This window comes from Rhizobium sp. rho-13.1 (assembly GCF_007000305.1).
GTDB classification, from domain to species: Bacteria; Pseudomonadota; Alphaproteobacteria; order Rhizobiales; family Rhizobiaceae; genus Rhizobium; species Rhizobium rhododendri.
In genome coordinates, this window is record NZ_SCFL01000001.1 from 156,095 (window position 1) to 176,889 (window position 20,795).

At 60.8% G+C, this 20,795-nt stretch carries 21 protein-coding genes; 7 read left to right on the forward strand and 14 right to left on the reverse strand.

The features are described from left to right. Positions 1-200: 200 nt before the first annotated feature. Positions 201-566, reverse strand: coding sequence for a VanZ family protein (locus EQW76_RS01010; RefSeq protein WP_224128470.1), 366 nt, complete (start codon positions 564-566; stop codon positions 201-203). Between the two features lie 357 nt (positions 567-923). Here EQW76_RS01010 and ilvA point away from each other — a divergent pair, with 357 nt between their 5' ends. The 3 genes from ilvA to EQW76_RS01025 all read left to right on the forward strand — a co-directional run bounded on the left by ilvA (position 924) and on the right by EQW76_RS01025 (position 4,136). Further along, positions 924-2,174 carry a threonine ammonia-lyase IlvA gene (ilvA, locus tag EQW76_RS01015; protein WP_142822447.1) on the forward strand — a complete coding sequence of 417 codons (1,251 nt, stop codon included), beginning with the start codon at positions 924-926 and terminating at the stop codon, positions 2,172-2,174. 41 nt (positions 2,175-2,215) lie between these two features. Next, entirely contained in the window at positions 2,216-2,548 is a 333-nt protein-coding gene (locus EQW76_RS01020) for an HlyU family transcriptional regulator (RefSeq protein ID WP_142822448.1), read from the forward strand. 319 nt (positions 2,549-2,867) lie between these two features. Then, positions 2,868-4,136 carry a GGDEF domain-containing protein gene (locus EQW76_RS01025; protein ID WP_142822449.1) on the forward strand — a complete coding sequence of 423 codons (1,269 nt, stop codon included), beginning with the start codon at positions 2,868-2,870 and terminating at the stop codon, positions 4,134-4,136. A 64-nt stretch (positions 4,137-4,200) separates the two neighbouring features. Here the strand turns inward: EQW76_RS01025 and EQW76_RS01030 are convergent, their stop codons facing one another. The 3 genes from EQW76_RS01030 to EQW76_RS01040 all read right to left on the reverse strand — a co-directional run bounded on the left by EQW76_RS01030 (position 4,201) and on the right by EQW76_RS01040 (position 7,193). Next, the gene (locus tag EQW76_RS01030; RefSeq protein ID WP_142822451.1) at positions 4,201-6,186 is read right to left on the reverse strand and encodes a bifunctional 2',3'-cyclic-nucleotide 2'-phosphodiesterase/3'-nucleotidase; all 1,986 of its coding nucleotides are present in this window, start codon (positions 6,184-6,186) and stop codon (positions 4,201-4,203) included. A 112-nt stretch (positions 6,187-6,298) separates the two neighbouring features. Beyond that, the gene (locus EQW76_RS01035) at positions 6,299-6,643 is read right to left on the reverse strand and encodes a PilZ domain-containing protein (protein WP_244615219.1); all 345 of its coding nucleotides are present in this window, start codon (positions 6,641-6,643) and stop codon (positions 6,299-6,301) included. 88 nt (positions 6,644-6,731) lie between these two features. Beyond that, positions 6,732-7,193, reverse strand: coding sequence for an Lrp/AsnC family transcriptional regulator (locus EQW76_RS01040; protein ID WP_142822454.1), 462 nt, complete (start codon positions 7,191-7,193; stop codon positions 6,732-6,734). A gap of 151 nt (positions 7,194-7,344) precedes the next feature. Between EQW76_RS01040 and ald the strand changes: the two genes are divergently transcribed. Continuing rightward, positions 7,345-8,463 (forward strand): alanine dehydrogenase, encoded by a 1,119-nt coding sequence (gene ald, locus EQW76_RS01045; RefSeq protein ID WP_142822456.1) that lies wholly within the window; start codon positions 7,345-7,347, stop codon positions 8,461-8,463. A 15-nt stretch (positions 8,464-8,478) separates the two neighbouring features. Here the strand turns inward: ald and EQW76_RS01050 are convergent, their stop codons facing one another. Next, entirely contained in the window at positions 8,479-8,988 is a 510-nt protein-coding gene (locus EQW76_RS01050) for a DUF1203 domain-containing protein (RefSeq protein WP_142822457.1), read from the reverse strand. 114 nt (positions 8,989-9,102) lie between these two features. Between EQW76_RS01050 and EQW76_RS29285 the strand changes: the two genes are divergently transcribed. Next, positions 9,103-9,267: a hypothetical protein gene (locus tag EQW76_RS29285; RefSeq protein ID WP_202617105.1), complete on the forward strand. Its 165-nt coding sequence runs from the start codon at positions 9,103-9,105 to the stop codon at positions 9,265-9,267. A 2-nt stretch (positions 9,268-9,269) separates the two neighbouring features. On the opposite strand, the gene EQW76_RS01055 is transcribed toward EQW76_RS29285, so the two are convergent. The 4 genes from EQW76_RS01055 to EQW76_RS01070 are packed head-to-tail and all read right to left on the reverse strand — an operon-like array spanning position 9,270 to position 12,492. Further along, entirely contained in the window at positions 9,270-9,833 is a 564-nt protein-coding gene (locus tag EQW76_RS01055; RefSeq protein WP_142822459.1) for a GNAT family N-acetyltransferase, read from the reverse strand. 2 nt (positions 9,834-9,835) lie between these two features. Further along, complete coding sequence (gene sseA, locus EQW76_RS01060) at positions 9,836-10,690, reverse strand: 3-mercaptopyruvate sulfurtransferase (RefSeq protein ID WP_142822461.1); 855 nt, start codon at positions 10,688-10,690, stop codon at positions 9,836-9,838. Between the two features lie 17 nt (positions 10,691-10,707). Continuing rightward, positions 10,708-11,445 (reverse strand): alanyl-tRNA editing protein, encoded by a 738-nt coding sequence (locus EQW76_RS01065; protein ID WP_142823576.1) that lies wholly within the window; start codon positions 11,443-11,445, stop codon positions 10,708-10,710. A gap of 6 nt (positions 11,446-11,451) precedes the next feature. After that, complete coding sequence (locus tag EQW76_RS01070) at positions 11,452-12,492, reverse strand: cysteine synthase A (RefSeq protein ID WP_142822463.1); 1,041 nt, start codon at positions 12,490-12,492, stop codon at positions 11,452-11,454. 212 nt (positions 12,493-12,704) lie between these two features. On the opposite strand from EQW76_RS01070, the gene EQW76_RS01075 reads away from it, so the two are divergent. Both EQW76_RS01075 and EQW76_RS01080 read left to right on the forward strand, forming a co-directional pair. After that, complete coding sequence (locus EQW76_RS01075) at positions 12,705-13,355, forward strand: ChrR family anti-sigma-E factor (RefSeq protein WP_142822465.1); 651 nt, start codon at positions 12,705-12,707, stop codon at positions 13,353-13,355. 100 nt (positions 13,356-13,455) lie between these two features. Beyond that, the gene (locus EQW76_RS01080; RefSeq protein ID WP_142822467.1) at positions 13,456-14,286 is read left to right on the forward strand and encodes an SDR family NAD(P)-dependent oxidoreductase; all 831 of its coding nucleotides are present in this window, start codon (positions 13,456-13,458) and stop codon (positions 14,284-14,286) included. Here EQW76_RS01080 and EQW76_RS01085 read toward each other — a convergent pair. From EQW76_RS01085 to EQW76_RS01105, 5 genes are all read right to left on the reverse strand, one after another. Beyond that, positions 14,222-15,658: an MFS transporter gene (locus EQW76_RS01085; protein ID WP_224128474.1), complete on the reverse strand. Its 1,437-nt coding sequence runs from the start codon at positions 15,656-15,658 to the stop codon at positions 14,222-14,224. The genes EQW76_RS01080 and EQW76_RS01085 overlap by 65 nt on opposite strands. Beyond that, positions 15,645-16,904, reverse strand: a complete 1,260-nt coding sequence (locus tag EQW76_RS01090; protein ID WP_142822468.1) for a cyclopropane-fatty-acyl-phospholipid synthase family protein — start codon at positions 16,902-16,904, stop codon at positions 15,645-15,647. Before EQW76_RS01090 ends, EQW76_RS01085 begins: the two co-directional genes overlap by 14 nt. 95 nt (positions 16,905-16,999) lie before the next feature. After that, positions 17,000-17,851, reverse strand: a complete 852-nt coding sequence (locus tag EQW76_RS01095; protein ID WP_142822470.1) for a DUF1365 domain-containing protein — start codon at positions 17,849-17,851, stop codon at positions 17,000-17,002. Further along, the gene (locus EQW76_RS01100) at positions 17,848-19,203 is read right to left on the reverse strand and encodes an FAD-dependent oxidoreductase (RefSeq protein ID WP_142822472.1); all 1,356 of its coding nucleotides are present in this window, start codon (positions 19,201-19,203) and stop codon (positions 17,848-17,850) included. Before EQW76_RS01100 ends, EQW76_RS01095 begins: the two co-directional genes overlap by 4 nt. Next, positions 19,200-20,657 carry a deoxyribodipyrimidine photo-lyase gene (locus tag EQW76_RS01105; protein ID WP_142822474.1) on the reverse strand — a complete coding sequence of 486 codons (1,458 nt, stop codon included), beginning with the start codon at positions 20,655-20,657 and terminating at the stop codon, positions 19,200-19,202. The genes EQW76_RS01100 and EQW76_RS01105 overlap by 4 nt, the downstream gene beginning before the upstream one ends. Between the last annotated feature and the right edge of the window lie 138 nt (positions 20,658-20,795).

Here is a 20,795-nt window from a genome sequence, read left to right on the forward strand (position 1 = left end):
CGTAAACCGCTATGTGTTTTGCAGCCAGAAACCTTGTTTTCCGGTGAATACAAGTGATTTTAAGTCCCTTGCGTCTACCAGTTTCGCCACGTCCGCCTGCCTTTCAAATCAACGAGTTTGACGATTCCGTCAACCCGGTGATCTCGGATATCGGTACGCAGGAGAAGCTACTGGCTCGCCTTCTCCTCCCGGACGCCTCCTCAGCCGGCGACCAGGAGGTCCGGAGTCCATCGCGCCCGGATGCGGTTGAAGGCGTAGCCCATCGCCACGCCGGCAATCGCTCCGCCGCCCTTGACGATGGCGTCGTGCAACCGCGCATGGCGGGTTGGCGAAAACTCCTGCAGGAACTCGAAGCCGAGTGCGCCTGCGACCAGAAGAACTCCGATCGATTTCCAGTGGCGTGGGTAGGCCAGCACGAAAACAAGACCGGCAAGCGCATAGGCGCCGGCTCGGTCGATATTGACCGTCGTCAGCGTATGCGGCCTGAGGTCAATCGGCGAAACAGTGGAGAAGAGAATAAAGGCGAGCACGAACCATGCCGCGCCCTTCAGGAGGATTCGTGTCATCATACCGTCATAATAGGCAGGCTCACGGCGGAATAAAGGCTTGGCATCCACACGCCAAAAGGGGCGGTCTAAAAAAGACGAAGCCCGCCAACCCGGATACACCAGGCGCGTAGCGGGCCTCTAACCATCATCATGATGGCTTGCCGTATAGAGTGCACCGCGCGAGTAGATGTCAATCCAAAGAAATGAGGGGTTGAGCCTTGTCGTCCGCGACGATTCTTTCGGAAGGGCAGTATAAGAGCGCCTCATCGCTGAAAAATCGGACATTGCCTGGCCTCGGACGAACAAAGAGACTTTATCTCGACAGCCGGCCTGTGTCATAGCCAGACGCTTGAAACAACGAAGGACGTTCAGACTTTGAACACACGGGATGTCGACAGCGCGCAGGAAGCCATGCGGGAGATTTTCCCCGCGACGCCGCTGCAATTCAACGAGCATCTCTCCGCCCGCTACGGTGCCGATATCTGGCTGAAGCGCGAAGACCTGACGCCGGTGCGCTCCTACAAGATCCGGGGTGCCTTCAACTTCTTCCGAAAGCAGATGGCAGCCGGCGGTACCGGGAAAGTCTTCGTCTGCGCCTCGGCCGGCAATCATGCGCAAGGGTTCGCCTTCGTGTGCCGCCACTTCGGCGTGCCCGGTGTGGTTTTCATGCCGGTGACGACGCCGCAGCAGAAGATCGAGAAGACCCGCATATTCGGCGGCGAATTCATCACCATCAAACTCTTCGGCGACTTTTTCGACCAGTGCTACCAGGCTGCGCGCGATTACGTTTCGGCCAATGACGGCTTCATGGTGCCGCCATTCGACCATGCTGATATCATCGAAGGCCAGGCGACGGTGGCGGCCGAAATCGCGGCGCAATTGCCGGACGGCGTGCTGCCGGATCTGGTCGTCATGCCGGTCGGCGGCGGCGGACTGGCTGCCGGGATTACGGGCTATTTCAGCGATGTCCTGCCACCGTCGGCGTTCCGATTTGTCGAGCCGGCCGGCGCTCCCAGCCTTCGTCGCTCGATAGAGGCTGGAAGCCTGATGACATTGCCGAAGGTCGATAATTTCGTCGACGGGGCGGCGGTTGCCCGCATTGGCGATCTGAATTTTGAAGCATTGCGAGCTTTCCCCGCCGATCAGGTGATGCTGATGCCGGAGAACGCCATCTGCGTGACAATCATCGATATGCTGAATGTCGAAGGCGTCGTGCTCGAACCGGCGGGCGCGCTGGCAATCACCGCACTCGAGGCGATGGATCGCGACGCCATCCGTGGCAAGACCATCGTTGCCGTCGTGTCCGGTGGCAACTTCGATTTCGAGCGGCTGCCCGACGTCAAGGAGCGCGCCATGCGCCATGCGGGCCTGAAGAAATACTTTATTCTGCGGCTGGCCCAGCGGCCGGGCGCGCTGCGCGACTTTCTCAATCTGCTTGGCCCTGACGACGACATCGCCCGCTTCGAATACCTGAAGAAGAGCGCTCGCAATTTCGGCTCTATCCTGATCGGTATAGAGGTGAAGAATGCGGACAGTTTCGCGGTGCTACGGCAGAATTTCGAGAATGCCGGACTTGGCTACGAAGACATCACCGACAATGAGATCCTTGCAAACCTGATCATATGACTATCTGCGCTTTCAGGCTGCGGTCAACCAAGAGGCAAACAATGGCGTCCTTCTTCTCAACCATCCTGTCGATGTTCACCGGTGCCGGCGGGCCCAAGGCCGACGCCACAAAGGCGGGGGCGCCAGCCGCCTCGCAGACTTATCAGGACTGCCAGATTTTCGCAGTGCCCCAGCGGGAAGGTAGCCAGTTTCGTCTGGCCGGTCGTATCGAAAAGCAGGTGAACGGCGAAATCCTGGTGCGCAACTTCATCCGCGCAGACGTCTTCAGTTCCGTCGATGACGCGGTCGAGACCACCTTCCGCAAGGCACAGCAGATCATCGACCAGCATGGCCCGTCGCTGTTTGCCGATGGCGAACCTAGCCGCCAGGTCTGAGTCGATCCGCGATTTCACCAGTGGCGGATGAGGGACTTGCTCGCCCGTCATCTGCTAAAACAATATTTTACGTTATTAACAAAAGTTCGCAGGAGCGGGCGGGGATCGGCTCCGTCCACAGCATTTCTGCCAGTTTTGCACTTAAGCGCCGCTTTTCGCTACTCTCTCTTCTTGCGTAGCCCCGTTCAGCGTTAACATCGTTGCGTCAAAATACCGGATTCGACTGCAATAGACTTGGCGGAACCTCAGCAGTCCTATATTTCAAACTTAAACGGTCGTTGTGCAAAAGCACGTTTAAGAGGCGAAAGCGGACAATGCGATGAGGGAGCTTAACCTGGCTTTGTTCGTGCTCGAGGCCGTCGCCTATTTTGCGATCATGGTGACGCTCCTGCATTTGCGGCACCGCATCGGGCTCGGCGTCTTCTTGACGGCACTCGGCGTCATGCACTTCATGGAAACCTACCTGGCAGCCGTCTTCTATGTCGAACTGCCTTTCGGCGTTGTCTCTCCCGGCTCCTCGGTGTTTTTCGCCGGCAAGCTTATGATGATCCTGATGCTTTATATGCAGGAGGATGCGGCGATCGTTCGCCAGCCGATCTACGGGCTCTTCCTCGGCAATTTGCTCACGGTGACGATTGCCTGGGCGGTGCAATTTCAGATTCCCGCCGTACTATCGCCGGGCCGCGGCACGGATTTCGCTTTTCTTCGGGAGATGGGCTGGCTGATGATCTGGGGCACGGCGCTGCTCTACATCGACGCCATCGGCATCATCCTGCTCTATGAGAAGCTCGGCCGTTTCATACAGCGCTGGGTCGTGCTGCGCTTCATGATCGCGGGCTTCGTGCTGCTGACGTTCGACCAGATCGGCTTCTTTGCGGCCCTGCATTATTTTGCCGGCGTGCCGATGACTGCCTTCTGGAGCGGCTGGATCGGAAAGCTTCTCGCGGTCCTGATCTATTCGGGGCTTTTCGCGCTTTATCAGCGCGGCATACGACGACATCTGGCGACCACCGCGCATCGCTCGGTACTCGACGTGTTCCACGACCTGACGTTTCGCGAGCGCTACGACGATCTCGTCTCTCGCAGCGGCCGCGATCTGCTGACGGGTACGTTCGATCGCAACCGCATGGAGGTCGAGGGGCCGCAGATACTGCGCGACAGCCAGAAACGTAACGAAACCATGACGCTGCTGCTGATAGACGCCGACGAATTCAAGGCGGTCAACGACCAGTTCGGACATCTCGAAGGCGATGGCGTTCTGAAGGCGGTCGCCGCAGCAATCTCGAACGCGTTGCGCCCGACCGACCGGCTGTTCCGGTTCGGCGGCGAGGAATTCGTGGTGCTCTGCACGAGGACCAACCACGCCGAGGCACTGCTTCTGGCCGAGCATCTGCGATGGCAGGTGGCGGAAACCATCCGCAACCCAGGGGGCAAGCCCATCACCATCAGCATCGGCGTTGCAACGTCCGGGGATGATGCCGCAAGCTTCAACGGTCTGCTGGCAATCGCCGACGACCGGCTTTACATGGCCAAGAACGACGGCCGCAATCGGGTCGTCGGCCGCGCCGGCTGGAAGCCGCTGGGCTGACGCCGGCGTTGCGCTGGGTGTTCCGACGGGCACCATCGGTGCCCGTCGAAAAAGCTGGCCGCGATCAGAGAACCAACCGGAACGTATGGAAACCGTCGGCGCCGTCGCCGACATCTTCGACGTGGACGCTTTTGAGGTCGGCGATATAGGTCTTCGCCTTCGGCGCGCTGTCGAACACGACGGTGGTGCCCGGCATCGGCTTGAAGGTCCAGTTGCCATCGGCGCTCGGGTTGATGGTGCCCTGATCGTGGATATAGCGGACGATGACGTCGCGATTTGTATCAGGAGCCTGATAGACCACCTTGTCCGTGGCGATATCCGGAAACTTGCCGCCGCCGCCAGCCCTATAGTTGTTGGTGACCACCAGGAATTTCATCGCAGGATCAATCGGTTTTCCGTCGAACTGAAGGTTTTGGATGCGATTGGAATCGGCATTCACCAGCTTGCCGTCGTCATCGAACCGACGCTTCTGCGAAAGGTCGATCTGATAGGTGACGCCGTCTATGACGTCGAAATTGAAAGACGGGAAGGACTGGTTCAGCAGCGGTGCATCTTTTGCCCCGGGTGTGATCTGGTTGAACATCGATGCCGACATCTCGAGCCAGTTCTTGACCTGCGCTCCGTTGATGACCACGGCCTGCACTGTGTTCGGATAGAGGTAGAGGTCGGCGACGTTCTTGATGGCGATGGGGCCTGCGGCGACGTCGGTGTAGTAGTCCGGGCCGTTGCGGCCACCGCATTTGAACGGCGCTGCGGCAGATAGAACAGGCAGATCCTTGTACTGCGTCTCCTTCAGCATGTCCTTGATGTACCAGCTTTGCGCCTTGGAGACGATCTGGACCGAGGGGTCGTCGGCCACCAGCGCGAAATAGGAATAGAGCGGTGCTGCCGTCTTGCCGACCGGCGTGCGGACATAGGCGAGGGTTGCCTCGTGCTCGGCTTTCGCTGCCTCGACCACTTCCTTCTTGTCGCCGACATCGGCGATAACCTTCTTCTTTTCGTCGCGGTGATAGATCGGCCGGGCTTCGCATGTGAAGTCGACGATCTTCCAGTCCTTGCCGTCCTTTTCCAGCAACAGGTCGATAAGGCCGAGGTGGGAACCCCAGAAGCCCCCCATGACTGCAGGCTTGCCTTGCAGCGTGCCCTTGACGGGGTCGGCGCCCTTGATCCCATCCCACGTTTTCGGGCCGGGGAAGACCAGATGCTGGTGCCCCGTGAAAACCGCATCTATGCCTTCGACTGCCGCAACGTAGAGCGACGCATTTTCCATCCGGTCGGTTGGTGCAGCGCCATCGATGCCGGAATGCGACAGGGCGATGATGATATCGGCGCCCTGTTCCTTCATGACGGGTACCCATGCCTTGGCGGCCTCGACGATGTCGCGGGTCTGCGCCTTGCCCTCGAGGTTCTTGATATCCCAGAGCATGATCTGTGGCGGCACGAAGCCGATGAAGCCGATCTTGATCGGCGTCTCCTCGCCGGCGCCATCCTTGATGGTCTTGTCGAGGATCAGATAGGGCTTGAAGAACAGGTCGTCCTTCTTCGGGTCGCTGGCCAGCTGCCCCTTGGTGAGGTTGGCGCAGACGAACGGGAAGTTGGCGCCGCCCAGAACCTTGAACATGAAGTCGAGGCCGTAATTGAATTCGTGGTTGCCGAGCGTGCCGACATCGTAATTGAGCGTGTTCATCGCCTTGATGACGGGGTGGACGTCGCCGTCCTTCATGCCGTGCTGATAGGCCATGTAGTCGCCCATCGGATTGCCCTGCAGAACGTCGCCATTGTCCACGAGAATCGAATTGGTCGCCTCGGCGCGGATGGAATCGATGATCGTTGCCGTCCGCGTCAGCCCCATCGTCTCGTTCGGCTTGTCGGCGTAGTAGTCATAGGGGAAGACGTTGACGTGGATATCCGTGGTTTCCATCAGCCGCAGATGGGCCTGATTGCCGGCTGCGCGCGCCGAAAAGGGGTGCAGCATCACAAGTGCTGCAGACGCACCGAGACCGCCCAGCAACGAGCGGCGGGACATGGAAAAATCGAAACTCGCAGGCATGGCTTTCTCCTCAGGATTCATCGACGTCCCCCGACGCCGGGCGAGACTAGGATGATTTATCGAGGAGTGCACCCGTTAAGTGACAGGTAGATGGCACCGGTCCGGCAAGCGATCAGCGTTTCAGAACCGGCGTGATATCCTTGTGGAAAAATCGGAAATAGGAGCTGACTTGCGCCGCCGCATTGGAACTGCGGTTGAATTCGACGCCAATGCGGCCATTGCGCATCCAGCGGACCGTCCCCTCGATGGTGCCGATTTCTTCGCAGTCGATGCGGACCTTGCTGCCGGCCGCGCCAAGGAAGGCGCCGCCCAGATCGAGCGCCAGGCCCGTGGGCGAAAGATCGACGATGCGGCCCTCGGTTTCACGGTTGAGATATCTGACGCTGCCGACCAGGCGCGCATGGCGTCGAACCTGGCTGCGCACCTTCATACCGAGCATGTTAGGTTCGTTCTGCATTGTCATTCCTGCCTCCAGTTAAGGATTAGCCGACAGACGTTGATAATGAGTCTATGCCAAGCTTAAGTTTCGAAACGCCGTACGCCGGTCAGAGACCGACATTAGGCCTGTCGATCACCTCCCGCAGCGCGAAGCTCGAGTTGATCTTGACCACATGCGGCAAGGCGGACAGCCAGTCGCGGTGGATGCGCTCGTAATCTTCCAGATCGCGTGCGGCGACCCGCAGGATGTAGTCGTACTCGCCCGACATCAGATAGCAAACGAGCACGTTGGGACAAAGTTTCACCGCAGTTTCGAACTCCGTCAGCGTTTTGGCGAACTGGCCGGACAGCGATATATGAACAACCGCGATCATCCGGTAGTCCAGCGCCTTGTGCGAAAGGCGCGTGTGGTAGCCGCCGATGGTGCCATTCTTTTCGAGGATATCGACGCGGCGAGAGCAGGCGGATGGCGAAAGCCCCGCCTTGACGGCAAGCTCGGCGTTGGTGATCCGGGCATTCTGCTGTAGAGCTCGCAAAATGGCACGATCGATGGCATCCAGCTCAGACATTCGAATTTCCTTCGATATTTGACAGTAAAACGCAATTATCGACGAAAAGTGGCCGTTCTGTAAACCGTCTTTGCAAGGACATTGCGTCGCCGAAATGGTTCACTTGCGCATCACGATCCGCAGAGGCGGACGGCTATCGAGAGGAACGCACATGCGCATCGGCTGCCCGAAGGAAATCAAGAACCATGAATACCGCGTAGGCCTGACGCCTGCTGCCGTGCGTGACTACGTCGCCCACGGCCACCAGGTCTGGATCGAGACCAAGGCCGGGGCGGGCATCGGTGCCGACGACCACGCCTATGCGGCGGCCGGCGCCAAGATCGTCGGTACGGCCAAGGAAATTTTCGAGGGCTGCGACATGATCGTCAAGGTCAAGGAGCCGCAGCCGCAGGAATGGGCGCAGCTGCGCGAAGGCCAGATCCTCTATACCTATCTCCATCTTGCCCCGGATCCGGAGCAGACAAAGGGCCTGCTGGCCTCCGGCGTCACCGCCATAGCCTATGAGACCGTGACTGACGACCGTGGTGGCCTGCCATTGCTGGCGCCGATGTCGGAAGTCGCCGGACGCCTGTCGATCCAGGCTGGAGCGACGGCATTGCAGAAGGCCAATGGCGGTCTCGGCGTCCTCCTCGGCGGCGTCCCGGGCGTGCTGCCGGGCAAGGTCACCGTCATCGGCGGCGGTGTGGTCGGGCTGCACGCTGCACGCATGGCTGTAGGCCTCGGTGCTGACGTCACCATCCTCGATCGCTCCCTGCCGCGCCTGCGCCAGCTTGACGACCTCTTTGCCGGCCGGGTGCACACCCGCTATTCCAGCATTCAGGCGCTCGAAGACGAAGTCTTCTCGGCCGACCTGGTCATCGGCGCCGTTCTGATCCCCGGTGCTGCTGCGCCAAAGCTTGTGACGCGGGAGATGCTGACCGGCATGAAGAAGGGTGCCGTCATCGTCGATGTCGCCATCGACCAGGGCGGTTGCTTCGAAACCTCCCATGCAACGACGCATTCCGATCCGACCTATGTCGTCGAAGGCGTCGTGCATTATTGCGTCGCCAACATGCCGGGTGCCGTGCCCGTGACCTCCGCCCATGCGCTGAACAACGCCACGCTCCACCATGGCCTGGCGCTTGCCGATCGCGGCCTTCGCGCCATCGCCGAAGACCGCCATCTGCGCAACGGTCTCAACGTCCACAAGGGCCGCATCGTCAATGCAGCGGTTGCCGAAGCACTCGGCTATGAAGCCGTTGCGCCGGAAAGCATCCTGAACGTTGCCTGACCGCAAGGCCAACTGTTAGATGAAGGCGCCGGGCTCCCCGTGGACCGGCGCCTTTTGCTTGTCTATGCGGCACTGGTAGCAGTTGTTGCGCGCCGATCGAACGTGGACATAAGCTATTTCCGGCCGCGCCAGCAGCGTTTCGGCATAGGCGGGAATGTCGTCGGTGGTCGTGACGGCGCCCGTGCCGTAGACGATGCGATTGCTGTCGCTGTATCCCCGCACGATGAAGTCGCGGGTGCCGGACAGAACGGGCGGCAGGACCTCCTCTGCCGCATAGCGCTGGCAAGGCACCTTGTGCAGAAAGACCGGGCCGGTTTCGGCGTACGGCTGCAGCTCCGGAAAGGGCCGATAGGCAAAGACCAGAAACGCGTCCCCGGCATCGATATTGCGGAGGCAATGCCGGCAGGGATTGCCCGGACCGTCGGAGATCGTGGTTTCCGGCAGCCTCCCGTAGGCATCGGCGGCTCCGCTCCAGAGAGCTTCGGCATCGGCATAGGGCATGGTGGCGAAACGAATGTTGGACATGACAAATCTCCCTTTGAGGTCGTCATGACATGCGGCTCCGATCAGGGCGAAACCACCCGTTTCTTGCCGTTCGTTTTCAAAGCGCTATTTTGCGACAAAAAAGGGAGCTTCAGCATGCCGAACATCGATCTCGACTATCTTGCCAAGCAGAATGACAAGATACTGGAAGAACTCAGCGCGTTGCGGCGAGAGGTTGCCGATCTCAGGGCGACTGCCGGACAATCGCTCGAAATAGACCGGCGCACAGATCCGCGCCGGCCAAGCGGCCTGTCACGCTAGCCTCAGCCGCGCTTGATGATCTCGAGCAACTCGTCGTCAGTCAGCGGCGTGACGGTGCCCTGCGCCGTCGAAACCGGTGAGAAACCGAACATCTGGTAAAGCTGCAGTGCGCGCGGATGGTCGAGATTATTGGTGGTTACCACGATCTTCTGCGGGTTCGAAAGCCACAGGGCATAGAGAGCCTGCAGCAGGAACCACTTGCCGATGCCAAGCCCCAGCGCGTGCTCTATCAGCCCGAAGTGACTAAGCTCGATCGTGTCCTCGTCGACGCGAAAATGTTCGAAGAAGCCGGCGGGCGCGCCGTTGACGTAGAGCACGCTGACGTCGTTGCGCTCGTCATGGAGAACGTTCGTCAGTTCCTCGTCGCTCATTCTCATCCGGTCCACCCACTGCCATCGGGCGCCGACCTGGCGGTAGAGATAGCGGTAGAACGGCAGCGGGATCTTCGGCGCCCGCATCACTGCGGCCTGGATGTTGATCGGGATCGCCAGGCTGGTCTTCGGCGGCGCAGTCATCTTCAATCGGGTGATCTGGACCGGTATCGATGCGATGGATGTTTCAGTCATGTTCAAGCCTTGCCGGTGGCGATGGGGGTGTCCTGCCGGCTTCCCCATTCCGTCCAGGAGCCGTCATAGAGCCGGTTGTCGCTGTGATCGAGTGATTCCAGCGCCAGCGTAATGATTGCCGCAGTGATACCCGAACCGCAACTGGTGACGACCGGCTTGGAAAGATCGATGCCGGCGGCCTCTATGGTCTGCTTCAGTTCGGACAGCGTCTTCAGCTTGCCACCGGTCGAAAAGGAGCCGGAAGGCAGGCTGCGGGCACCCGGCATGTGGCCGGAGCGCATACCGGCGCGGGGCTCGGGTTCCTCGGCTGCGAACCGGCCGGCGCTGCGCGCATCGGCAATCTGCATGGCGCCGCTGGAGACGATATCGCGCATGTCCTCGAAGCCGACCACGCGCTTGTCGTCGAATACAGGGGTGAAGGTCGCTGGCTGCGGATCCGGCGTCGTCGTTTCCAGCGGACGGCCCTCGGCCTTCCAGCCATCGAGGCCGCCATCCAGAACTACGACGTTGCTAGCGCCCATGATGCGAAACAACCACCAGACGCGCGGTGCCGAAAAGATACCGGGACCGTCATAGACGACGATCCGGTCGGTTACCGATATCCCGAGCTTGCCGACCTGTTCGGCGAAATAGTCCGGGGAGGGCACCATGTGCGGCAGGTCTGTGGAGTGATCGGCGATCTTGTCATGATCGAAACGGACGGCGCCCGGAATATGGCCGGCGGCGTATTCGGCCTCCGCGTCCCGCTTCTGCGCCGGAAGATAGAACGCGGCGTCGACCACCTTCAGGTCCGGAGCGCCAAGCTGCTGTTGCAGCCAGTCGGCCGATACGACAAAACGGCTTTGGTCGACACTCATGCTGATCTCCATGCTGTTCAGGCTTCTTGCCCGGGCGTTCCGAAGCGGATGCGAAAGCGCCGGTTTTCCTTGCCCTTTTTTTCGATCTTGGCGATGAAGATCGCGCCGACCTCCTGCGTCTCCGACACATGTGTGCCGCCACAGGGCTGGCTGTCAACGGACGAACTCTCGCCGATGCAGACGAGGCTGACCCGGCCAAGTCCTATCGGAGGCCGAACGTTCTTGGACTTGACGATGCCCGGATTGGCCGCAAGCTCTTCGTCGGTAATCCATTGCAGGGTGATCGGGTGATTTTCGTTGACGAGCGTCATAAGCTTCGCCGTCACATCGTCCTTGTCGATCGCCTCGCTCATGTCGAAGTCGACGCGGCTCTCGTCTTCGCCGACGGCAGCGCCTGTGATCGGGTAGGGGCAGACGACTGACAGGAGATGGCAGGCGGTGTGCATCCGCATCAGCCGGTAGCGGCGCGGCCAGTCGATGTGCAGAACCACTGTCTCGCCGACGGAAGGCACGGCCTCGCCTTCGAGCGGTGTGTGCAGGATAATGTCCTTGGTCGCGCCATGGCGGGCCTGGCCAAGCATGATCCTTGAGCCGTCGCTGCGTTCCAGAAATCCGGTATCGCCGGGCTGACCGCCCGATGTTGCATAAAAGCAGGTCCGGTCGACCTCGATGCTGCCGTCCTCGTGCACTGCAGTCACCGTCGCCTCGACGGTCGACAGATAGAAATCGTCACGGAAGAGCGCCTCGACTGTCATCGGCAATCACGCGACCCGTTCATAGGGAACGGAAATCTGCGGGGACGCCGTCAGCCAATCCGGCACAGGCAGGCCCTTTGATTTCAGGAAGTCCGGGTTGAAGAGCTTGGACTGGTAGCGGTTGCCATAGTCGCAGAGGATGGTGACGATGGTGTGCCCGGGGCCGAGATCCTTCGCCATCCGCATCGCGCCGGCTATGTTGATGGCTGAGGAGCCGCCGAGGCATAGCCCCTCATGTGCTGCAAGGTCGAAGACAATCGGCAATGCGTCCGCATCAGAGATCCGGTAGGCAAAATCAGGCTTGAAGCCCTCGAGATTGGCTGTGATGCGCCCCTGGCCGATACCTTCGGTGATCGACGATCCCTCGGATTTCAGCGTGCCATGCGCATAGAACTCATAGAGCGATGCACCTTCGGGATCGGCGAGGCCGATCTTGATGCCCTTGTTGAAGCCATGCAGACCTATCGCCGTCCCGGCCAGCGTGCCGCCGGAACCGACCGCGCAGATGAAGCCGTCGACCTTGCCGTGCGTATCATCCCAGATTTCGCGCGCCGTCGTCTCGATATGCGCCTGGCGGTTGGAGAGGTTGTCGAACTGGTTCGCCCAGATGGCGCCGTTCGGCTCGGTCTTTGCCAGTTGTTCTGCGAGCCGGCCGGAGACTTTGACGTAATTGTTGGGGTTTTTGTAAGGGGCAGCCGGAACTTCGACCAGTTCCGCGCCGAGCAGCCTCAGCGCGTCCTTCTTCTCCTGGCTCTGCGTTTCCGGGATGACGATGACGGTGCGATAGCCCAGCGCCTTGGCGACAAGAGTGAGGCCGATGCCGGTGTTGCCGGCCGTGCCCTCGACGATGACGCCTCCCGGCCGCAGCAGTCCCTTCTTCTCGGCATCGCGGATGATGTAGAGCGCCGCACGATCCTTGACGGACTGGCCAGGGTTCAGGAATTCCGCCTTGCCATAGATCGTCGAGCCGGTCGCCTCTGAGGCGCCCTTCAGCTTGATAAGAGGTGTGTGGCCGATCGCTTCGAGGACGGAGGGGTAAACGCTCATGGGATCTGCCTTCTGTTTGATCCTATTGTAAGAACGGTCTTTTCTCTCCACAAGGCGGCATTGGCAAGAAATACCGTTCTCATAGGGCGGCCGGTGCGATAAAATTCATTGGCTCCAAGCAATAAGTCTGCCTTGGTGATCTGTTGATTGACTTTTGGCGTAAGCGTCAGCAGAAAAGTTCGAGCGGGTGAACGGTCTTGGTCGGAACGAATATGGTGGGCAATCAGATCGATACTTTCGACGCGCTTATGGCGCATTATGTTGCCGGCTCGCTTCCGGAACCTGCCCGCATTCTTGTTGCTGCCCATCTCGAGATGCAGCCCATCAATCGTTTAATCGTCCATGATCTGGAAGCACTTGCAGGCGAGGCTCTGGAACAGATGCCCGCCGCAAATCCCGGTGACAGGAACGCCCGGCTTGCTGCAATTTTCGCGTCGCCGGCCTCGTCGGAACCGGCGCCACGACCGGTCGAAAGATCAGGTGACGGCGGGTTGCCACAGACGCTGCGCGATTTCATCGGTTACGATCTTGCGGATATCCCGTGGCGCAGCAAGTTGCCGGGCTTCAAGAAATACGGCCTTGGCGAAATCGATGGCTGCAAGGTGAACCTGATGTGGATCCGAGCCGGCAGGAAGCTGCCGACCCACACCCATGAGGGCGCCGAGTTGACGCTGGTGCTGGAGGGTGCATTCTCGGATGCGCGCGGCCGCTACGGGCCGGGCGAGATATCGATCGCCGACGACAGCATCGTACACCGGCCGGTCGCCGAAAACGACCGGCCCTGCATTGCCTTTTCGGTGCTCGAGGCGCCGATAAAATTCAAGGGGCCGCTGACGCGTCTCGTTGGCGACCTGCTCGGCTGAAAGCAGCCACAATAGCGTGCTATCGGCAGCGACAAACTGCTGGACAGGAACTTTCTGACATCGCCTGGTGTTGAACCGGACCCGCCGAGGAGCAAACGAGATGCGTGACTATGTCGCCCGACCCGATCATGGGATCGTCTGGATTTCCGGAGCCAGCTCGGGCATTGGACGGGCGCTCGCGCTCAAGCTGGCGGGTGAGGGGTACCGGGTCGCCGTGACCGCCCGCAACCATGACAAGCTGCTCGAACTCCAGTTGGAGGCGGCAGGACTTGCCGGCAGCATCATCGTTCTCGATGGCGACGTTACCAGTGCCGAGGACATGGAACACACCGTCGCCGCCATAGAGTACCAGCACGGCACTCTGGCCATGGCGATCTTCAATGCCGGCGTCTATCTGCCCGTCGACGGTGCGCATCTGAAACACGAGGACTTCGAGCGGAGCTTCTCCGTCAACTTGTCCGGCGTGGTCAATTGTTTGATCCCCGCAGTCCGTCACATGAAGACGAAGGGGCAGGGCCAGATTGCTATCGTCTCGTCTGTGACCGGCTACGGAGGGCTGCCGACAAGTGCTGCCTATGGAGCCACCAAAGCGGCGCTCATCAACATGGCCGAAAGCCTGAAATTCGATCTCGATAAACTCGGCATCCGAATCCAGGTCATCAATCCGGGCTTCGTCGATACCGAAGCCACAAAGAACAACCAATTCCCTATGCCGTCGCTGGTGACCGCCCAGGTCGCTGCCGATGAGATTGCCGCAGGCCTGAAGTCGCTCTCCTTCGAGATCAGCTTTCCGAAGAGTTTTACACTACGGTTGAAGCTGCTGAAATTCCTGCCCTACAATCTCTATTTCAAGGTCATCAACCGGTTTACCGGATGGCCCGAGCGCGCGGTGGAGTCTCCGCGCGATCCCTCTCCGCATCCAGCCGAGTAGCGGCTGGCCTGCTGCCGTCGATGCGGGAGCGCAACAGCTTGTGCGCTGCCTCGTCGAGCGGAAAATTCCACATAAGCGCCACGGCGGCGAGCTTCAGCGCGATGGGTATCCACGCATAGGCGATGGCCAGCGTCCAGAGAGCCTCCGGCCGGTTGCCGGCGCCGGCCGCAGCATCGAAGCCGAAGACAGATAGCAGCGGAAAAATCAGCCCAACACCCGCAGCCAGTGACAGCTTGGTGGCCAGACCCCAGGCCGCAAAATAGAGGCCGCCGCGCTGCGAGCCGGATTGGGCGGTGTCCACATCGATGACATCGGCCTGAATTGCCGGGGGCAGAGACAAATCGAACCCCAGCATAAGGCCCGTGACGATGCAGATCGCGCCAAAACCATAGAGCGAACCGGAAGGCAGCAGCGGTGCCGCGACGAAGGCGGCACAGGCAACGATCATCGCAATGCACCAGGCGCGGTGCTTGCCGAAGCGTCTGGCAGCCAGCGTCGCCAGCGGAACACCGGCGATGCCGAACAGGAAATACACGAACAGCAGCGGCCCGCGCGATTGCGGCAACCCAAGCCGGTCCGATACGAAATAGAGAAAGAGTGTCGCGGGGATGCCGTTTGCAAAGCCGTTGATGAAATACGCGATCAGCAGGCGGACGAACGGCATGTTTGCCGCAAGAAATCCGAGGCTCTGTCGGAGGGCTATCCCGGCGACGCTATGCTCGCGCGGTTCCGGCACGAAGATCACGGCTATCAGGCCCGAGACCGGCAGACTGATCGCGACCACGATCCCGAGCACGGCGAGCCCGGAAATTGGAGCTCCGCGCTCCATGCCGATGGCGAACGGCACGACGATGGCAATCAGCACCCCGATCAATGAGATGCCCTCGCGAAGGCTGGTCAGCGATGTGCGCCCGCTGTAGTCGTCGATAAGCTCCGCCCCCCATGCCGAATAGGGCACCATCGCCATCGTATAGCCGAGCGACAGCACTACGCCCCAGACGCCAAGCCACAGAAGCGTCACACCCGGTGGCGGCGAATAGAGCATCAGCGCGGCAAGCGAGGCGATGGGTACCGAAAGCGAAAAAAGCAGGCGACGTCGGCCGAAGCGAGGTCGGAAGCGATCCGCGACCATGCCGACCAGCGGATCGGATACGGCATCGAATATTCTCACCAGCAGCAGCACGAAGCCGACGCCGGCAAGGGGGAGGCCTATGGTTTCGGTGTAGTAGGTCGGCACCACCGCATAGAGCGGCAGGCCGAGCGCTGCGAGCGGCGCTGCCGGCAGCGCGTAAGCCAGAAGCCGCCACCAGCCGATCTGTCGTTGACCGCTCGACTGCGGTGAACGCAGTCCGTCCGCGTCACGCCCTGGCAAAAACCACCTGGCGCACGTCGATATTGCGCGAGAGGAAGCCCGCCTCGCAGTAAAACAGGTAAAAGTCCCAGAGCCGCTTGAAACGGTCATCGAACCCAAGCGGCTTCACCCGCTCCCAGGCGGCCCAGAAACGGTCGCGCCATTCAGCCAGCGTCCGGGCGTAGTCGAGCCCGAAACCGAAATCCTTGACCATCGACAGGTCGACCTTCCGGCTCAGCGCCAGGAGATGTTCCGGCGTCGGGAGCATGCCGCCGGGAAAGACGTATTTCTGGATGAAGTCCGGGTTGGCCTTGTACTTCGCGAAGGCCTCTGGCTTGATGGTGATGATCTGCAGGCCAGCCTGGCCACCCGGCTTCAGGCAGTCCTTCAACTTGGAAAAATAGGTCGACCAGTATTTCTCCCCAACCGCCTCGAACATTTCGATGGAGATAATCTTGTCGTAGACACCGGTTTCGTCGCGATAGTCCTGGAAGCGGAAATCGACGCGATCGCTGAGGCCAGCCTTGCGGATACGCTCTTCGGCGAAGACCAGCTGTTCGCGGCTGATGGTCAGGCCAGTAACGCGGCACCCCATTTCCCGCGCGGCGAATTCGGCAAACCCGCCCCAGCCGCAGCCGATCTCCAGCACATGGTCGCCCGGCTTGATGCCGGTGGCCTCTGCCAAGGCCCGGTATTTCGCATTCTGGGCCGACTGCAGGTCGTTGGCGCCGGTCGAATAGAGCGCGGAGGAATAGGTCATGCTCGGGTCGAGCCACGCTTTGTAGAAGTCGTTGCCGAGATCGTAATGCGCCGAAATATTGCGCTTGGATCCGGCCTTGCTGTTGCCGCGCATCCAGTGGCGGATCTTCTCGACGACCTGCATGATGCCGCCGGTGCCGTTGGCATACTGGTCGGCTGCTTCGCCGTTGATCAGGAAAAGCTGCAGGAAGGACACGATGTCGGGGCTGTCCCAATCGCCGTCCATATAAGTCTCCGCGACGCCAATCGTGCCCGTAAGCAGCGCCCGGTAGGCGAGCTTCCAGTTTCGCAGCGTCACGGCCGCCTTGGGACCCTCCATCTTGCCGACGACGACTACCTTGCGGCCGTCCGGCATCTGGATGGCGAGCGAACCGGTCTGCATCTGCAGCAGCCCGCGAAGGGCAAGTCGCGCCTTAAACGGCAATCCCTTGGAGACGCGCGCGATGTTGTCGTGCGTCAGAATCTCGGCGCCCTCGGCGAATTTCGTCCAGTCCTGCCTGTCAGTCATCGATGCTCCGGTAGCAATTGGCTTGGCTCCTGCACCTATATGATGTGCGACCGGGACTTGCCAGTCCTTGGCATCTATTGTCGGGGAATCCCAAGTCATTCTGCGGCCTCCAGGGTTATGCGCTGCGGCTTGATGCTGACGGGAGGCGGAGCCTTTGGCTTGGGGATGTATTTAGCCCCCTTGAGCCATAGCTTCAGTGCCTCCCAGTGAATGCCGGCGACGATCTTCAGGGTCAGGAATGGGATGCGGACTGTCAGCGCGAGAAGCGTCGCGGTTGCCATTGTCTGCCGACGTCCAGTGAATGTGGCCGCCAGCAACGGACCCTCCGCATCGGTTTCGAGGATACGCCAGCGAATTTCATCGCCCGGCGGGAGCATGCGGAAATGATAGCGCATCTGCATCGGGATGAAGGGCGAAACGTGAAAAATCTTGTCGCAGCTCTGGCGCAGTCCACTTTCGGTCATCTCGCCGTCGCTGACCGGGCACACATAGGTGTGCCGCTCGCCGAACGTGTTTCGGACCTCGTAGATGGCAGCCATCAAGCGCTCGTTGGCGTCGTAGGCGTAATAGACGGAAATCGGATTGAAGACGTAGCCGAGGATGCGCGGGTAGCAGACCAGCACGATGCGGGCGGCCCGTTCTGGAAGACCGGCGTCTGCCAGCAGTCCGTCGGCATAGGCGCGTAGCGTGGCACTGTCGCCGCAATGGTCCTTCTCATGGAAAGCCACCAGGTTTCTCTTGTTCACTGAAAACAGGGCCGACAGTCTGTCCGCCTCGACCAGACGATCGAGATCGACGAACAGCGAGAACACCCGGTACTGGAAGCGGTGTCCGAACGGCTTCATGCGCTGGTGCATCACCTCGCCGGTATAGAGCGCAGCGGGCACAAGAGGCACCGGACCGTTGCGCTCGAGGTTGACACCGCCCTTTTCCAGAGGCTTCCTCATACCAGGACTTCAAGTTCTTGCTTGGCACGGACGGCAGCCTGCCTCGGGGCGCGCCACGGGATGACGCCGCCGAGCGCCTCGGCTGCCGCGAGACCGGAGGTCAGGCCGTCTTCATGGAAGCCGTATCCAGTCCAAGCGCCGGCGAAATGGCTGTGGTTCCGCCCCTGTATGCTGGCAAGCCGCAATTGTGCATCCATACTGCCGCCGTTGAATTGCGGGTGGTCGTAGGAATACTCGGCAAACACCTTAGACGGATCGGGTTCGCGATCAGGGTTGAGGGTGACGAACAGGGGATGGTCGTCACGAATGCCTTGCAGCCGGTTCATCCAGTAGCTGACAGCGCAGCCTTTCTCGCCTTCGCCTGCGCTGGAGCGGAGATAGTTCCAGGACGCCCAGACCTTGCGGCGCTTCGGCATCAGGGAGAGGTCGCGGTGGAGCACGACACGGTTAGGGCCGTAGGGGATAGCGCCGAGCAGGCGTCGTTCTTCGGGCGTTGCGTCCTTCAGCATCGCCAGGGTCTGGTTGCTGTGGGCGGCAAAAATCACCTTGTCGTAGATCGCTTCGCGACCATGCTCGTCGGTGATCAACACGTGATCGTCGCGACGCTGGACGGCGCGGATACCGCATGACAGCTTCAGTCGGTCGCCGAGCGGTGACAGAAGCTTTTCCAGATAGTTGCGGCTTCCCCCGGTAACCGTGCGCCACTGGTGCTGCTTGAGGTAGATCAGGCGGTGATTGTCGAAGAAATTGACGAAATGCTCGGCGGGGAAGTCGAGCATCTGCGCTGCCGGTGTCGACCAGATGGCGGCCGCCATGGGGATCAGGTAGTTGTTGGTGAAGCCCGGCGAAAAACCCCGCCAGTCGAGGTAGTCGCCGATCGAGCGTTCGGCGAGATGGCCCGCGGCGCGGTCCGTAAGGCAGGTCTTGTTGAAGCGCATGATCTCGCGCACCATCCAGAGAAAGGATGGGCGTAGCAGGTTGCGTTTCTGGGCGAACAGCGTCCCCAGATTATCGCCACTCCATTCCATCCTGCCGCGGTCGAGCGATAGTGCAAAGCTCATGTTGCTGGCATGGGTTTTGACACCCAGTTCGGAAAATAGCGCCGTCAGGTTCGGATAGTTCTGCTCGTTGTAGACGATGAACCCGGTGTCGACGGAAATCGGCGTGCCGTCATAGTCGATATCGACAGTTGCCGTGTGCCCGCCCGCCCGGTCCGCCTTTTCGTAGAGCGTGACATCGTGCACCGGGTGAAGCGCCCAGGCGGCGGAGGTGCCGGAAACGCCGGAGCCGATTACCGCGATTTTCATGCGGTGGGCGCCGTTGTGTCCAGGGTCTGCAAACAGGGCGTTCATGCGGCGTCCTTTACTGCACTATAGGCTTTCAGCGCCCGGTCACGGGCCTTTGCGTGGTCGACGATCGGGTTGGGGTAGGTCTTGCCGAGGGCGATGCCCGCCTTGCCGAGCACCGATGCCGGTGCCTCGAACGGCCGGTGAATGTACTTGTTGCCGAGTTCGGCCAGTTCCGGAACGAACTCGCGGACATACGTCCCCTCGGGATCGAATTTCTCGCCCTGCAGGATGGGATTGAAGATGCGGAAAAACGGCGAGGCGTCGGCCCCGGAGCCCGCGACCCACTGCCAGGAGGCAGCATTGCTGGCGGGATCGGCATCGACGAGCGTATCGCGAAACCACTCCTCGCCCTTACGCCAATCGATCAGCAGATCCTTGATCAGGAACGAGGCGACGATCATGCGGACGCGATTGTGCATCCACCCATGCTTCCACAACTGCCGCATGCCGGCATCGACGATGGGGTAACCTGTGCGCCCTTGCGTCCAGTCCTCGAACAGATCCGTTTCCGTCCTCCATTCGAAGGCGTCGAAACGCTTGTTCCAGTTGGCGGAGGGAAGGGCCGGGAAGTGAAACAGCAGATGATAGGAAAAGTCCCGCCAGGCCAGTTCCTTGCGGAAATGGATGACGTCGTCCTGCGGCGTGCTCTTCGGGAGGTTGCGCGTCGCATACCAGATGCGGGCCGGCGATATCTCGCCGAGTGCCAGATGCGGAGAAAGCATCGAGGTCGCGGGCTTGGCCGGGAAATCACGATCCGCCTTGTAACCGGTCAGCGCCTCGTCGACGAAGTCGTCGAGCCGTTCGCGAGCCGATGCCTCGCCCGGCACCCAGACGTCGGAGAACGACAGCGCCCAGTTCGGCTTTGTCGGCAGCAGTTTCCAGTCCGACAATGGCTCGCTGTCCGGCCACGCTTCAGGGGCTGTGATTTCCTTCGGTGCATCCAGCGGCTCCGGCGGCTCGCCGCGGCTTTCGAGCGCCCGCCAGAACGGCGTGTACACGCGGTAGGGTGTGCCTCCGCCGGTCATCAGCTTCGAAGGCTCATGCAGCAGCTGGCCGGCGAAGCTGGTAGCCTCTATGCCGCGCTCGGCGAGTTGCCGCTTGATCTCGGTGTCGACGGCGATACCGGCCGGGTCGTAGCGGCGGTTCCAGACGACGCCGGTCGCGCCCGAGGTTTCGATAAGCCTGGAGAGCGCGGAAAGTGCCTCGCCGCTTGCAAATATCAGGTCGCTGCCAAGGTTGCGGAGAGACGCCTGAAGCGCGGTCAGCGAGTGGTGGAGCCACCAGCGCTGTGCGGCGCCGAGCGGTCCCGTGCCGTCTTTATCGGGTTCGCGTATATAGAGGGGAATGATCGGCCGGCCTTTTTCGCAGGCGGCATGCAGCGCGAGGTTGTCGTCGAGCCGGAGGTCCTTTCGGAACCAAAGGATGGTGCATCCGCTCGCCTTCGTCACTGCTGTCATCCCCCTTTTTCCTTCTGATTGAAGTCTGTTACGCATCTACGTTGTTGTCGGATCAAAGGTTTCAAGGCTTGCGGCGAAAACCCGCGCAGCCTTGTCCCCGGCGCCGGATGCCGCCGTGAAAGCAAGCGAAATGCAGTG